Origin of the sequence: Cupriavidus basilensis OR16 (assembly GCF_000243095.1) — a bacterium.
Taxonomy (GTDB): domain Bacteria; phylum Pseudomonadota; class Gammaproteobacteria; order Burkholderiales; family Burkholderiaceae; genus Cupriavidus; species Cupriavidus basilensis_D.
The window spans coordinates 20,438-33,743 of sequence record NZ_AHJE01000007.1; the positions used below are offsets into that span (position 1 = coordinate 20,438).

Here is a 13,306-nt window from a genome sequence, read left to right on the forward strand (position 1 = left end):
GAGAGCACATGAATCGACGCCACTTTGTCACCCGGCTGGCGGGCTCGGGCCTGGTCGTGGCCACCGCGTTCGCGGCTGGCTGCACCACCACCGGCACCAATGCGCCCACCGACGCGGCGGCCAAGAAGAAAGAGATCGACGCGGGCGCCGACGGCGCGCTCAACCGGCTGTTCACGACGGTCGACAGCTCGCGCGAGCTGGCCTCGCGCGCCCAGGGCATCCTCGTGTTCCCGCGGGTGCTGTCCGCAGGGCTCGTGATCGGTGGCGAATACGGCGAGGGCGTATTGCGCGCCAAGGGCGCCTCGGTGGGCTATTACCGCACCACCTCGGCCTCGGTCGGCGCGACCGCCGGCGGGCAGTCCAAGTCAGTGGTACTGATGTTCATGACGCCCGATGCCTACAACAAGTTCGTCAACAGCAGCGGCTGGACGGTCGGTGCGGATGCCGGCGTGGCGCTCGCCAAGGTCGGTGCCAACGGCAAACTCGATACGATCACCGGCCAGCAGCCTGTGATCGGCTTCGTGCAGACCAATGCCGGGCTGATGTTCGATGTGTCGCTGGACGGCTCCAAGATCAGCAAGCTGAACATCTAGCCGCAGCCCGCGCAGGCAGCCCTGGCCCGGGGCGACCCGGCCAGGGCGCGCGCTCGTCTACAGTGTGGCGGGGCAAGGTGGCGGCGCGGCTGGCATAATCGCCCCAAAATCGCCCCCTGGAACACCCCGATGACCACCTCAAGCGCCACGCCCGTCCACAGCGGGCGCGTCTATCGTTATTACGATCTCGTGATGGTGGCTTTTGTCACGGTCCTGCTGTGCTCCAACCTGATCGGCGCGGCCAAGGCGGCCCAGGTCACGCTGCCGGTGATCGGCACGGTGACCTTCGGCGCTGGTGTGCTGTTCTTCCCGATCTCGTACATTTTTGGGGACGTGCTGACCGAGGTCTACGGCTACGGGCGGGATCGCCGCGTGGTCTGGGCCGGATTCGCCGCGCTGGCGTTCGCCACCTTCATGAGCCTGGTGGTACTGAAGATGCCGGTGGCGCCCTTCATGAGCGATTACCAGAAGAGCCTGGAAGACGTCTTCGGCAATACCTGGCGCATCGCGCTGGGCTCGCTGATCGCGTTCTGCTGCGGCAGCTTCACCAACAGCTATGTGCTGGCCAAGATGAAGCTGTGGACCAACGGCCGCTGGCTCTGGACCCGCACCATCGGCTCCACGCTGGCCGGCGAGCTGGTCGATTCCTCGCTGTTCTACGTGATCGCCTTCCATGGTATCTGGCCGCTGGAGAAAGTGATCCAGGTCGCCATTGCCCAGTACATCCTCAAGACCACGTGGGAAGTGGTGATGACGCCGGTCACCTACAAGGTAGTGAACTTCCTCAAGCGCGCCGAGCGCGAGGATTTCTACGACCGCAATACCGATTTCACGCCCTTCCGCCTGCGGGTGTAGGGCGCGCCGGCGCGGCTCAGGGCACCCTGCGGTCGACTTCGTCCAGCGTCAACGCTTCCAGGTGGCCTACGTCCGCCCATTGCATGACCGTAAGCCGCACGCTGTCGCAGCGCAGCCGGTTGATGCTGGCATTGAGCAACTCGTGCCGGCGTGGCGCCTCCAGCGTCATGTCGTTGGCTTCGCGGTACAGGCAGTCCAGCACGCCGCCATGCGCCACCAGGGCGATGCGCTCGCCCGGATGGCGGCGCCCCAGCGCCAGCGCGGCTTCCACCGCGCGCTCGTGAAACACCAGCAGGGACTCGCCGCCATCGGGCGCGTAATCGGGAACCCGCGCTTGCCACCTGGCGAAATCCTCGGGCAGTTGCTCCGCCACTTCCGCGTAGGTCATGCCTTCGAGCGTGCCATAGCAGCGCTCGCGCAAGCGCGGGTCGGGCTGCACCGCGAGGCCGAGCGTCTCGGCCAACGGGGCCGCCGTCTGCATCGCGCGTGACAGGTCGCTGGCGTAGACCGCGTCGATCGGCTCGACCGCCAGCGCCCGGGCCAAGGCATCCGCCTGCGCCACGCCGGTGGCGTTGAGCGGGATGTCGAGCTGGCCTTGCAAGCGCCGCTCGCGGTTCCATGCGGTCTCACCATGACGGATCAGGATCAGGTGGGTGAAGACCAGCGAATGTGGCCCGGGCAATTGCGACATGCCGTTTCCTCTACGCAACTTAGGCGACTTAGGCGATTTAGGCGATTTAGCCGACGCCACGCGGTCGTGGCGGCACCGGCGGGCAGCGCTTGCGCGCCGCGCGGCCAGGGCTTACTTCGCCGGCTGGCCGGCGAGTTTCGGATTGAGGGTATAGGTGCCCGTGCAGGTGGCCTGCGCCAGCACGTGGCCCTGGATGGCCTCGCGCACCTGGGCGCCGGTGAACGTCCCCTCCAGCGGCAGGCGGTCCAGGTCAAGGGCGTAGACGGTGAACACATAGTGGTGCACCAGGGTGTCGTTCCACGGCGGGCAAGGGCCATCGTAGCCGTAATAGTCGCCCTGCATGTCCGGGTCGCCGGCGAACCAGCCGGTGTAGTCGTTCAAGCCGTGGCGCAGGCCGCCGGCCGCGGCCGTGCCGCCGGTGGCCTCCGGACCCGGCTTGCCGCGCGCGATCACGCCATCGCTATGCGTGCCCGCCGAGATCGAGCGCAGGCCCATCGGAATATCCACCAGCACCCAGTGGAAGAAGTCCACGCGCGGCAGCGAGGCGGGCACTTCGCGGTCTTCCTGGTTGACGTCGTCGCCACGGCTGGGCACATCCGGATCGTGGCAGATCAGCACGAAGGAACGCGTCTGATCGCGCCGAAAGCGAACTCGATGGGAATCGGCCCGTTGTCGCTGAATGCCTTGCTCCAGAGCTTCATGATTCTCTCCTTGCTGGGTTGCGCCGCGCGCTGCGCGGCTGGTCAGGCCGTCGCCGCATCAGCGGCTAGCCTGGGCTGGCTGGGAGTTGGCGGACGGCGCGGCCGGCGGCACGCGCAGCCAGAAGGTGACCGGACCGTCGTTGACCAGGCTGACCTGCATCATGGCGCCGAACTCGCCGGTCTGCACCTCGCCATGCGTGGCGCGCGCGCGCGCCACGAAATGGTTGTACAGGCGCTCGCCGTCCGCCGGCGCCGCGGCCGGTGTGAAGCTGGGCCGCGTGCCGCTGTTGGTATCGGCGGCCAGCGTGAACTGCGACACCACCAGCAGGCCGCCGCGCGTGCCGCGGCCATCGATATCCCGCACGGGCAGGTTCATCTTGCCGGCCGCATCGGAGAACACGCGGTAGGCCAGCAGCTTGGCGAGCAGGCGTTCGGCCTGTGCTTCGGTGTCGCCGCGCTCGGCGCAGACCAGCGCCAGCAGCCCGGCGCCGATCTCGCCGGTGGCGCGGCCGTCGACAGTGACGCGGGCCTGGGCGACCCGCTGGATCAACGCGATCATGCGCCGTTCCTGCCCGGCCTCAAGCCAGCGTCACGCGTGCGAAGCGGCGCTTGCCCACTTGCACGACGTAGCTGCCGGCCTCGACCTTCAGCCCCTTGTCGCTGACGATGGTGCCGTCGATCTTGACGCCGCCCTGCTCGATATTGCGGTTGGCTTCCGAGGTGGACGGCACCAGGTTGGCCTGCTTGAGCAACTGGCCGATGCCCAGCGGCGCGCCGGCAAGGCTCACCTCGGGGATTTCGTCGGGAACGCCACCGCGCGCGCGGTGGTTGAAGTCCTCCAGCGCGCGCTCGGCGTCGGCAGCGCTGTGGAAGCGCGTGACGATCTCCTGGCCGAGCATGACCTTGCAGTCGCGCGGATTGCGGCCCAGCGAGATCTCCTGCTTCATCAGGTCGATCTCGCTCATGGGGCGGAACGACAGCAGCTCGAAGTACTTCCACATCAGGTCGTCGGAGATGCTCATCAGCTTGCCAAACATCTCGCTCGGGGCTTCGGTCACGCCAATGTAGTTGCCCTTGGACTTGGACATCTTCTCCACGCCGTCCAGGCCCACCAGCAGCGGCATGGTCAGGATGCACTGCTGCTCCTGGCCGTACTCCTTCTGCAGCTCGCGGCCCACCAGCAGGTTGAACTTCTGATCGGTGCCGCCGAGTTCCAGGTCAGCTTTGAGCGCGACCGAATCGTAGCCCTGCATCAGCGGGTAAAGGAACTCATGCACCGAAATTGGAATCCCAGTGCGGAACCGTTTGGTGAAGTCGTCGCGCTCCATCATCCGCGCCACGGTGTACTTCGCGGCCAGCTGGATCATGCCGCGCGCGCCGAGCGGATCGCACCACTCGCTGTTGTAGCGGATCTCGGTCTTGGCCGGATCGAGCACCAGGCTGGCCTGGCTGTAGTAGGTCTGGGCGTTGGCCTCGATCTGCTCGCGCGTGAGCGGAGGACGGGTGGCATTGCGCCCGGAAGGATCGCCGATGGTGGAGGTGAAGTCGCCGATGAGGAAGATGACCTGGTGGCCCAGGTCTTGCAACTGACGCATCTTGTTGAGCACCACCGTGTGGCCGATATGGATATCGGGCGCGGTCGGGTCCAGCCCCAGCTTGATGCGCAGCGGCACGCCGGTGGCTTCGCTGCGCGCGAGCTTGGCCAGCCATTCGGATTCGACAAGCAGTTCGTCGCAACCGCGCTTGGACACCTCCAGGGCGTGCATCACGGTAGGCGTGAGGGGGTAGGAGGTGGCAGCGCCGGAGGAAACTTCAGTCATGACGTAAGTCTTTGAAAAACATGAGAATTCAGACGAGGATACAAAAACGCCTTGCGGCCGGTTTTGGTATAATCCGCGCTTCTTGTGCCAACGGGAACTAGTCCCGCAGGCCAACCGCCATTCTAGGCGGCAAACCCATATGGCAGGCGCCGCACCTCGGGGGAGGAAGGCAGACGAGGCAAATCGTCGCGGCAGCGCAGCCCGAAACAAAGAGTGAATTTTACGTGATGTGGTCCAGACTCCGCGAAGTTTTCGCGCGTGAGCTGGTGGTTCTCGTGGATCCGACCAATGCCCTGCACGCCCGTCGGCGCAAGCAGTTGACGGCAGCGGTCGGCACGGTGTTCACGCTGGGCATGGCCGCCGCCATGGGCGTGGCTCCCCGTAACGCCTACGACGACCCCCAGGCTCCGCGTGTCCGGGAGGCGATACGCCTGCCCGATTTGCGCGCGCAACTCGAACAGCTTACCGAAACCGACGCCACCTTTGTGCGCGAAGAGCGCATGCAGCGCGGCGACACCATTGCTAGCCTGCTCAAGCGGCTCGGCGTGGACGACCCGGACGCGCAGGCGTTTATCCGCCGCAACACCACCGCGCGCGGCCTGTTCGACCTCAATCCCGGCCAGACGGTGCAGGCCGAGGTCGACGAGAACAACCTGCTGGTGTCGCTGCAAGCCAACCTCGGCGGTGACGCGAACGCCTCCCGCGAGCTGGTGATCGAGCGCGCGGGCGACGCGGACGACCCCGTCTACCAGGCCCGCGTGCAGTCCGTGAAGAACGAGCTGCACTACGAAATGCTGTCCGGCGCCATCGCCACGGGCGGCTTCTTCAAGGCCATGGACGCGGCCAACGTGCCTGACGAGATCGTCCAGCAGATGCTCTCGATCTTCTCTGGCGTGATCGACTTCCACCACGACATCACCAGCGGCGACCGCTTCCGCATCGTCTACGAAGCCGGCTTTCGCGACGGCGCGTTCGTGCGCAACGGGCGCGTGGTCGCGGTCGAGCTGATCAACCACAACCAGTTGCACCAGGCGCTCTGGTACGCACCGGAAGGCAGCCAGCAGGGCGCGTACTACACGTTCGACGGGCGCAGCATGAAGCGGCCGTTCCTGCGCTCGCCGGTAGAGTTCTCGCGCGTGTCGTCGGGCTTCGGGGGGCGTGACCATCCGCTGCACCACCATTGGGCACAGCACAAAGGAGTGGACTTTGCCGCACCTACGGGCACCAAGGTGATGGCCACCGGCGACGGCGAAGTCGAGTTTGCCGGCCAGCAGAACGGCTACGGCAACATCGTCATCCTCAAGCACCATAGCGGCTATTCGACCTACTACGCGCACCTTTCCGGCTTCGCCACGATGAAGCGCGGGCAGCACGTGTCGCAGGGCGAGGTCATTGGCTACGTCGGCCAGACCGGCTGGGCCACCGGCCCCCACCTGCACTACGAGTTCCGCGTCAACGATGTGCCGCTGAACCCGCTGGCCATCGCGGCGCTCGACACGCCCGCGCTGTCGGGCCCGGCGCGCCAGCAGTTCCTGAGCTATACCAGCGAGATGCTCAGCCGCATCAACGCGCTGCGTACCTACAACGTGGCTTCGGCCAGCAATTGATCGAGCCCGAGCGGCCAGCATGCAAACTTCGTCCCCAGACTGCTTCATCGGCATCATGTCCGGCACCAGCATGGACGGCGCGGACGGCGTGCTGGTCGATTTCTCGGGGCCGCGTCCCGCGGTGCTGGCGGCGGCCTTCCAGCCCTTCCCGGCCGAACTGCGCGATGCGTTCGCAGCGCTGCAGCAGCCCGGCGACGATGAAATCCACCGTGAGGCGCTAGCGGCCAATGGGCTGGCGCGCGTCTATGCGGCTTGCGTGGCGGCCCTGCTGCGCGATGCCGGGAAGGCGCCGCACGCCATCGCCGCAATCGGCGCGCATGGCCAGACCGTACGCCATCGGCCCGGCTTGTACGATGGCACCGGCTATACCCGCCAGAGCCAGCAACCCGCGCTGCTGGCAGAGTTGACGGGCATCGACGTGGTGGCGGATTTCCGCAGCCGCGACGTGGCGGCCGGCGGCCAGGGCGCGCCCTTGGTGCCGGCCCTGCACCAGGCGCTGTTCGGCGACGCCGCCCAGACGCGGGTGGCCTGCAATATCGGCGGAATCTCCAATATCAGCGTGCTGCCCGCCACCAGCGAAGGCGGCGCGGCGCGGCCGGTCACCGGCTTCGACTGCGGCCCGGGCAACGTGCTGCTCGATGACTGGATCGGCCGGCATCGCGGCCTGGCCTACGACGCCGATGGTGCCTGGGGCGCCAGCGGCAAGGTCGACCAGGCGCTGCTGGCACGCCTCCTGGCCGAGCCTTATTTCAGCCTGGCCCCGCCCAAGAGCACGGGCCGCGACCTGTTCCATCCTGCCTGGCTGGAACACCATCTCACCCAACTCGGGCAAGCGCTCGACCCCGCCGACGTGCAGGCCACGCTGGCCGCGCTGACCGCCGAGGCCATCGCCCGCGATATCCGCCTGCACGCGCCCGACGCGGCGCGGCTGATCGTGTGCGGCGGCGGCGCCCGCAACGGCCTGGTGATGGCGCTGCTGGCGCGTGCGTTGCCCGGCGTCACGGTGCAAAAATCGGACGACCTGGGCGTGCCGGTATCGCAGGTGGAGGGCATCGCCTTTGCCTGGCTGGCGCGCCAGATGCTGCGCAGGGCGCCGGGCAATGTACCCACCGTGACCGGCGCGGCCGGCCCGCGCGTATTGGGTGCGCTCTACCCTCGGTAACGATACCCTCGGTAACGAAGCCTCGCCCCCTCACGCCGGCTCGGCGTGACCTGCCTCGCAGACCCACTGGATAAATGCCTCGGCAACGGGCGAAGGCCGCATGGCTGGCGAACGCGCCAGCACCACGCGCTGCGGCGTCACGGCCTCGCGCAGCGGCAGGCAGACGATGGGCTGGCCGTCGTAGCTGTGGTCGCCCGCCGGGCGCGTGCATGACAGCGCCACGCCATAGCCGTGCGCCACCAGGCCGCGCTGCATTTCGAAGGTCTGTGTGTACTGGTGCAACTGGGGGCGCAAACCGTGCGCCCAGAACAGCGAGAGGAAGTACTCGCGTGTTTGCGCGATGTCTTCCAGGATCAGGCGTTCGCCGGCCAGATCCTTGAGGCTTACGCTTTGCTGGGCGGCCAGCCGATGGCCGCCCGGCAGCAGTGCATAGGGCTCCAGCCGCGCGAGTATCCAGCGTGCGATGCGCTGGTCGAAGCCGAGGTCGTAGGTCAGCGCCAGTTCCGCCTTGCCGGCAGTGAGCGTGCGATGCACCGTGGCGAGGTCGGCCTCGAACAACGTCACCGCAACATGCGGATGCAGCCGCCGGAAGCCCGCCAGCAGCCGCGGCGCAAAGTAGGCGCCAAGATCCTGGAAACACGCGAGAGAGAGTTGCCCGCTCAGGCCGCGTGACTCGGCCTGATCCGCGCCATCGCTTGCGAGGCCGGCCGCCAGCGCCAGGATGTCGCGGGCGCGCCCCAGCAGGCGCTGGCCCGCCGGTGTCAGCTCCAGCCCGCGGCTGACCTGGCGGCGAAACAGGGTCTCGCCCAGCGTTTGCTCCAGCTGCGCCACGGCCTGCGACACCGAGGGCTGGGATACGTGGCGTGCGCGCGCGGCCGCGCTGATGCTACCGTGCTCGGCGGCGGCGACGAAGTACTCGAGCTGGCGAAAAGAGAATCCAATCATGATTTCCTATACTACAGCATAGGAAATATATTCTTTTCCTATTGATGCCCTGCCCCGATACTCGTCCCAAACCAGCCATCAACGGGACCCCCATGCACATCACCGCAACCGATATCGAGACCTACCAGCGCGACGGTGCCCTGGTATTGCGGGGCGCCTTCGCCGATTGGGTGACGCCGCTGCGCGAAGGATTCGAGCAGAATCTCGCGGAGCCCGGCCCCTTTGCCATCGAGAACGTAGGCAACGGCGAACGCGGGCGCTTCTTCGAGGATTACTGCAACTGGGAACGCATTGCGCCGTTCGCCGATTTCATCCGGCGCTCGCCGGCCGCCGCCATCGCCGGCCATATCATGCAGGCCGAGGCCGTGCAGGTGTTCCACGAGCACATCCTGGTCAAGGAACCCGGCACGGCAAAGCCCACGCCGTGGCACCAGGACCTGCCCTACTACTGCGTGGATGGCCTGCAGACCGCGAGCTACTGGATACCGCTGGACCCGGTCACCACGGCCAATACCCTGCGCGTGGTGCTGGGCTCGCACCGCTGGCCCAAGCTGGTGCGGCCCAAGCGCTGGGCCAGCAACGAGAATTTCTATGCCGGCAGCGACCAGTTCATGGAGATGCCGGACGTGGACGACGGCAGCCATGCGATTCTCATGCCCGAACTGGAGCCGGGAGATGCCGTGGTGTTCGACTTCCGCACCGTGCATGGTGCCGCGGGCAACACCGGCGCGGGACGGCGCCGGGCCTTCTCGGCGCGCTTCCTGGGCGACGACGTGCGCTACCTGGAGCGGCCGGGGCGCACCTCGCCGCCGTTCCCCGGGATCGGGCTGGCCAGCGGCGAGCGGATGCGCGAAGACCGGTTTCCGGTGGTCTGGCGCCGGGCGCCGTGAGCCTGGCTCACCCGCAGACGACAAAAAAAAAGCGCACCGAAGTGCGCTTTTTTTACTGCCGCGTGAAGGCGCCGGAAGGCGCCGGAATCCGCGGCGCTCCTGCGAGCCTTACACCGAGAACGAAGAGCCGCAACCGCAGGTGGTGCTTGCGTTGGGGTTCTTGATCACGAACTGTGCGCCGTTGATGTCTTCCTTGTAATCGATCTCGGCACCCACCAGATACTGGTAGCTCATCGAGTCGATCAGCAACTTGACGCCATTCTTGTCCAGCGTGGTGTCGTCCTCGTTCACCTCTTCATCGAAGGTGAAGCCATACTGGAAGCCGGAACAGCCGCCGCCCTGCACAAACACGCGCAGTTTCAGCTCGGCATTGCCCTCTTCCTCGATCAACTGCTTGACCTTGTCGGCAGCGCTGTCAGTAAAGACGAACGGGGCCGGCATCTCGTCGGTGACGGGTGCCTCTGCGACTGCGTTCATGGGGTTCTCCTATGTAGATACGCCTGTATTTTAAGCGCTCCGGGAAGATCGTGCCGAAACCCCGTGAATTCAAGGGGTTCTGTTGGTGCAACCAGGCCACAAGCGCCGTATCAGGCGGATTCCTGCGCACCCGATGCGAGTAACAGGTTGGGCAGCGCCTTAGGCTCCGTGCCGCCGAGCGGTACCAGGCGGCCTTCCACCAACGCGCCCTGGTGCATTTCCAGCGCGGCGTAGTGCACCTCGCCCTGCACGCGGGCATGCGGTTGCAGCTCCAGCAGCTCGGTCGCGTGCACCGGCCCGGTGACGGTGCCATTGAGGATCAGGTGCCCGACCCGCACTTCGCCCTCGACCACACCTTTTTCGCTGATGACCAGCATGCTCGCCTGGTCGGCAGCCGCCGTCACGTTACCGCGTACCCGGCCGTCCAGGCGCAAGCCGCCCGAAAACGTCAGGTCGCCCTGGATCACGCTGTGCTGGCCGATCAGGGTATCGATCGACAGGCCCTTCTTCTTGGAAAACAACATAGGTCCCTTTTTTCGTTGCTGGCCCAGCGCAGCCCTACGGCATAGCCGTCTGGGTCGCGCGCAACTGACCGTTTTGCAAAATTCGTACCGTGCCTGCTCGCACCGTGGCGCCAGCAGGCAGCGCGAAGGTGCCTTCGATCCGCTGATCGTGCGTGACCCGCAGGCCAGGCAGCGGCCCCGCGCCGCTTTCGGGAAGGCTCGATGTGACCGGCTTGCCGTCCCGCATCAGCGATGCGACCAACTGTAACTCCGATGTATTACTGCTGGCGGGCAGCGGGCCCTCGAAAAAGGCCAGGTCCTCCTTGAGTTGAGCGACCTCGCCGTGGCGCCGGCAGGCTGGCACGGTGCGGGTCAGCTGGCCAGTGCAGCATGCTCGGGTTCTCCGGGCGGCAGGAGCAGGGATTGTAGCCGGGGAGACGCAAAGTATTTGTAAAACGTGGTTAATGCCTGCCATTGCGCACCATTGCACGCGTCTTCGCGGGTGCTGCCGGCAAAAAAAAACCGCACGGCGAACCGTGCGGTTTTTTTGCGCGGCCAGATCCGGCGAACCGGACCTGCCGAACACACATCAACGCTTCGAGAATTGCTTCCGACGACGCGCCTTGTGGAAACCGACCTTCTTACGTTCCACTTCACGCGCATCGCGCGTGACGAAACCGGCCTTGGACAGCGACGGCTTCAGGGTGGCATCGTAGTCGATCAGTGCACGGGTGATGCCGTGGCGCACTGCGCCGGCTTGACCCGTTTCACCGCCGCCAGTCACGTTGACCTTGATATCGAAGGTCTGTGCGTTGGCGGTCAGTTCGAGCGGCTGGCGCACGATCATCAGCGAGGTTTCGCGAGCGAAATACTCATTGATGGGCTTGCCATTGACGATGATATCGCCCTTGCCCGACTTGATGAAGACCCGTGCCACTGCGCTCTTGCGGCGGCCAGTACCGTAATTCCAATTTCCGATCATGGATGGCCCCCTTAGATTTCCAGCGCTTTAGGCTGCTGCGCTTCATGCGGATGCTCGGCTTCGGCGTAAACCTTCAGCTTCTTGATCATCGCATAGCCCAGCGGGCCCTTCGGCAACATGCCCTTCACAGCTTTTTCCAGGGCGCGGCCCGGGAAACGTTGCTGCATCTTACCGAACGTAGTTTCGTAAATGCCGCCCGGGTAACCCGAGTGACGATAGTACTTCTTGTCGGTTTCTTTGGTACCCGTGACACGCAGTTTGCCTGCGTTGACGATGATGATGTAATCACCCGTGTCGACGTGCGGAGTAAACTCCGGCTTGTGCTTGCCGCGCAGTCGGCGTGCCACTTCGCTGGCAACACGGCCGAGGACTTTGTCCGTCGCGTCAATCACGTACCAGTCGCGCTTAACCTCTGCAGGCTTTGCGGAAAAGGTCTTCATGATTTTTCCTGAGACTTGTAGAACCTGCCCGAAACATTGACTTTACGTCGTCGGCCGACCCTTAGGATCTGACCTTCCTGCTTGTATGTGCAGGCTCTCCCTGAATTCCTTCCCGCGGGCATGACGGAAAAGCCCACGAGTATACTGCGGACTACGGCCTGAGCACAAGGAAAGTTGGGGAATAACGCCAAGATGGTGCCCCGCCGTGTGCTGCTCGCTAACCAGAACCGCAGGTGCGGGTGCGAAAGTACGCTATGAGACACATCACAGCTGAGAGCGCAGTTGGCCGGGCAGGCGCAATAAAAAAAACCCAAGCTATTGAGCTTGGGTTTGAATCCACCAAAGGAGGAGGGTGGAGGAGACACCGGGAGATCGACGGGGCTGGGTCGCGGTGCGGACCGGCGAATGTGGCTGAAGCCATCCGATTCGCTTTCGCACTCTGCGCCGTGTTGTGCGCCGTCGTTCAATGATTCAAATTATACATGAGCGCCCTCCCAGCGCAAGGAAATTTGCAGTGCGAAATGACATTCCGTATTGTAAAAAATCGTCAAAAGGCATTGGAGTGTTTTTTATACAATAAAATCAATCACTTAAGAGTTTATCTGGCTGTCACAGCGCTGTCATCTTAGAAGAAAGCTTCAGTTTCCGGGAAAAGTGTCGAGTTACGACGCTTCCAGGCAAGTGGCCTATACTCAAAAAGCAAGCTTTGAAATCGCGTGTTCATGATCGAATACGCACTCACTAGAACGCAGGATCGAACAAAATGGAATGCAAAGTAACTTGGATGGGCGCCGACGGCATGAGCTTCGTGGCCGAGACGGGCAGTGGCCATATCGTGGCGATGGACGGTGCGCCCGAGGGCGGTGGCCACAACCTGGCCCCGCGTCCGATGGAAATGGTCCTGCTGGGTACCGGCGGCTGCACTGCCTATGACGTGGTGCTGATCCTGAAGAAGGGCCGGCAGGATGTGCGCGGCTGCAGCGTCAAGCTGCAAGCGGAGCGCGCCAGCGAAGACCCGAAGGTGTTCACCAAGATCAACTTCCATTTCACGGTGACCGGACGGAACCTGAACCCAGGCTCGGTCGAACGGGCCATCCACCTGTCGCACGACAAATATTGCTCGGCCTCGATCATGCTGGCCAAGACGGCGGAAATCACGCACACGGTGGAAATTGTAGAAGCGTAGGCGCTAGCGCCTGGCCGGCCCCGGGGGAGCCAGCTGTGGCGCCCCCATGGGGAATGGGTGCGCGCCACACGAAAGAATCAGAAGCAAAGCAGGCCGATAAGCCGGATTCTGTGCGCACCGGCTTCCTTGCGGTTGCCGGCACGTGACAATCATTCCTCTAGGCCGGCCGTTACCGACCGGCTCAAGCTCCCTACCCGCAGGCTCAGCGGGCCGCCTCAATGCCTGCCTATTTGGGATTGCTCCAGGTGGAGGTTACCGCGTTTCACCCTTCCCATCAGGCGAACCCGATGGCAAGACTCGTCTCTGTGGCCCTATTCCGCACGTTGCCGTGGATGGCTATTAGCCAACACCCTGCCCTGTGGAGTCCGGACTTTCCTCCCCTTGCACCACAAGGGTGCAAGCAGCGATTGTCTGGCCTGCTTTGCGGCCCGCAGTCTAACACCGTTGGCCATGA

16 protein-coding genes and 1 other RNA gene are annotated in these 13,306 nt (G+C 64.8%); 6 read left to right on the forward strand and 11 right to left on the reverse strand.

Annotation, left to right across the window (positions count from 1 at the left end):
* Positions 1-8: 8 nt before the first annotated feature.
* Both OR16_RS02580 and OR16_RS02585 read left to right on the forward strand, forming a co-directional pair.
* On the forward strand, positions 9-593 hold the full coding sequence (locus OR16_RS02580) for a BPSL1445 family SYLF domain-containing lipoprotein (protein ID WP_006156401.1): 585 nt from the start codon (positions 9-11) through the stop codon (positions 591-593).
* A gap of 129 nt (positions 594-722) precedes the next feature.
* Complete coding sequence (locus OR16_RS02585; RefSeq protein WP_006156402.1) at positions 723-1,448, forward strand: queuosine precursor transporter; 726 nt, start codon at positions 723-725, stop codon at positions 1,446-1,448.
* A 16-nt stretch (positions 1,449-1,464) separates the two neighbouring features.
* Here the strand turns inward: OR16_RS02585 and OR16_RS02590 are convergent, their stop codons facing one another.
* The 4 genes from OR16_RS02590 to tyrS form a co-directional block, all read right to left on the reverse strand.
* The gene (locus OR16_RS02590) at positions 1,465-2,139 is read right to left on the reverse strand and encodes a histidine phosphatase family protein (protein ID WP_006156403.1); all 675 of its coding nucleotides are present in this window, start codon (positions 2,137-2,139) and stop codon (positions 1,465-1,467) included.
* A gap of 111 nt (positions 2,140-2,250) precedes the next feature.
* Entirely contained in the window at positions 2,251-2,886 is a 636-nt protein-coding gene (locus OR16_RS02595; RefSeq protein ID WP_423739628.1) for a YbhB/YbcL family Raf kinase inhibitor-like protein, read from the reverse strand.
* A 12-nt stretch (positions 2,887-2,898) separates the two neighbouring features.
* Positions 2,899-3,399, reverse strand: coding sequence for a D-aminoacyl-tRNA deacylase (gene dtd, locus OR16_RS02600; RefSeq protein ID WP_006156405.1), 501 nt, complete (start codon positions 3,397-3,399; stop codon positions 2,899-2,901).
* A gap of 19 nt (positions 3,400-3,418) precedes the next feature.
* Positions 3,419-4,660, reverse strand: a complete 1,242-nt coding sequence (gene tyrS, locus OR16_RS02605; protein ID WP_043418160.1) for a tyrosine--tRNA ligase — start codon at positions 4,658-4,660, stop codon at positions 3,419-3,421.
* Positions 4,661-4,887: 227 nt separating this feature from the next.
* Here tyrS and OR16_RS02610 point away from each other — a divergent pair, with 227 nt between their 5' ends.
* Complete coding sequence (locus tag OR16_RS02610; protein WP_006156407.1) at positions 4,888-6,267, forward strand: M23 family metallopeptidase; 1,380 nt, start codon at positions 4,888-4,890, stop codon at positions 6,265-6,267.
* A gap of 19 nt (positions 6,268-6,286) precedes the next feature.
* Positions 6,287-7,429 (forward strand): anhydro-N-acetylmuramic acid kinase, encoded by a 1,143-nt coding sequence (locus OR16_RS02615; protein WP_006156408.1) that lies wholly within the window; start codon positions 6,287-6,289, stop codon positions 7,427-7,429.
* Positions 7,430-7,459: 30 nt separating this feature from the next.
* Here the strand turns inward: OR16_RS02615 and OR16_RS02620 are convergent, their stop codons facing one another.
* Positions 7,460-8,374, reverse strand: a complete 915-nt coding sequence (locus OR16_RS02620; RefSeq protein WP_006156409.1) for a LysR family transcriptional regulator — start codon at positions 8,372-8,374, stop codon at positions 7,460-7,462.
* A 92-nt stretch (positions 8,375-8,466) separates the two neighbouring features.
* On the opposite strand from OR16_RS02620, the gene OR16_RS02625 reads away from it, so the two are divergent.
* On the forward strand, positions 8,467-9,264 hold the full coding sequence (locus OR16_RS02625; protein WP_006156410.1) for a phytanoyl-CoA dioxygenase family protein: 798 nt from the start codon (positions 8,467-8,469) through the stop codon (positions 9,262-9,264).
* A gap of 108 nt (positions 9,265-9,372) precedes the next feature.
* Here the strand turns inward: OR16_RS02625 and erpA are convergent, their stop codons facing one another.
* From erpA to rplM, 5 genes are all read right to left on the reverse strand, one after another.
* A complete protein-coding gene (gene erpA / locus OR16_RS02630) occupies positions 9,373-9,741 on the reverse strand; it encodes an iron-sulfur cluster insertion protein ErpA (RefSeq protein ID WP_006156411.1) in 369 nt (122 codons plus the stop codon).
* A 110-nt stretch (positions 9,742-9,851) separates the two neighbouring features.
* A complete protein-coding gene (locus tag OR16_RS02635; RefSeq protein WP_006156412.1) occupies positions 9,852-10,265 on the reverse strand; it encodes a bactofilin family protein in 414 nt (137 codons plus the stop codon).
* Between the two features lie 34 nt (positions 10,266-10,299).
* Positions 10,300-10,506, reverse strand: a complete 207-nt coding sequence (locus OR16_RS02640) for a hypothetical protein (RefSeq protein WP_006156413.1) — start codon at positions 10,504-10,506, stop codon at positions 10,300-10,302.
* Between the two features lie 327 nt (positions 10,507-10,833).
* The gene (gene rpsI / locus OR16_RS02645; RefSeq protein ID WP_006156414.1) at positions 10,834-11,226 is read right to left on the reverse strand and encodes a 30S ribosomal protein S9; all 393 of its coding nucleotides are present in this window, start codon (positions 11,224-11,226) and stop codon (positions 10,834-10,836) included.
* Positions 11,227-11,237: 11 nt separating this feature from the next.
* A complete protein-coding gene (gene rplM, locus OR16_RS02650) occupies positions 11,238-11,666 on the reverse strand; it encodes a 50S ribosomal protein L13 (protein WP_006156415.1) in 429 nt (142 codons plus the stop codon).
* 763 nt (positions 11,667-12,429) lie between these two features.
* Here rplM and OR16_RS02655 point away from each other — a divergent pair.
* A complete protein-coding gene (locus OR16_RS02655) occupies positions 12,430-12,852 on the forward strand; it encodes an OsmC family protein (protein ID WP_006156416.1) in 423 nt (140 codons plus the stop codon).
* 81 nt (positions 12,853-12,933) lie between these two features.
* On the opposite strand, the gene rnpB is transcribed toward OR16_RS02655, so the two are convergent.
* Positions 12,934-13,275: RNase P RNA component class A (gene rnpB, locus OR16_RS39445), an RNA gene on the reverse strand.
* Between the last annotated feature and the right edge of the window lie 31 nt (positions 13,276-13,306).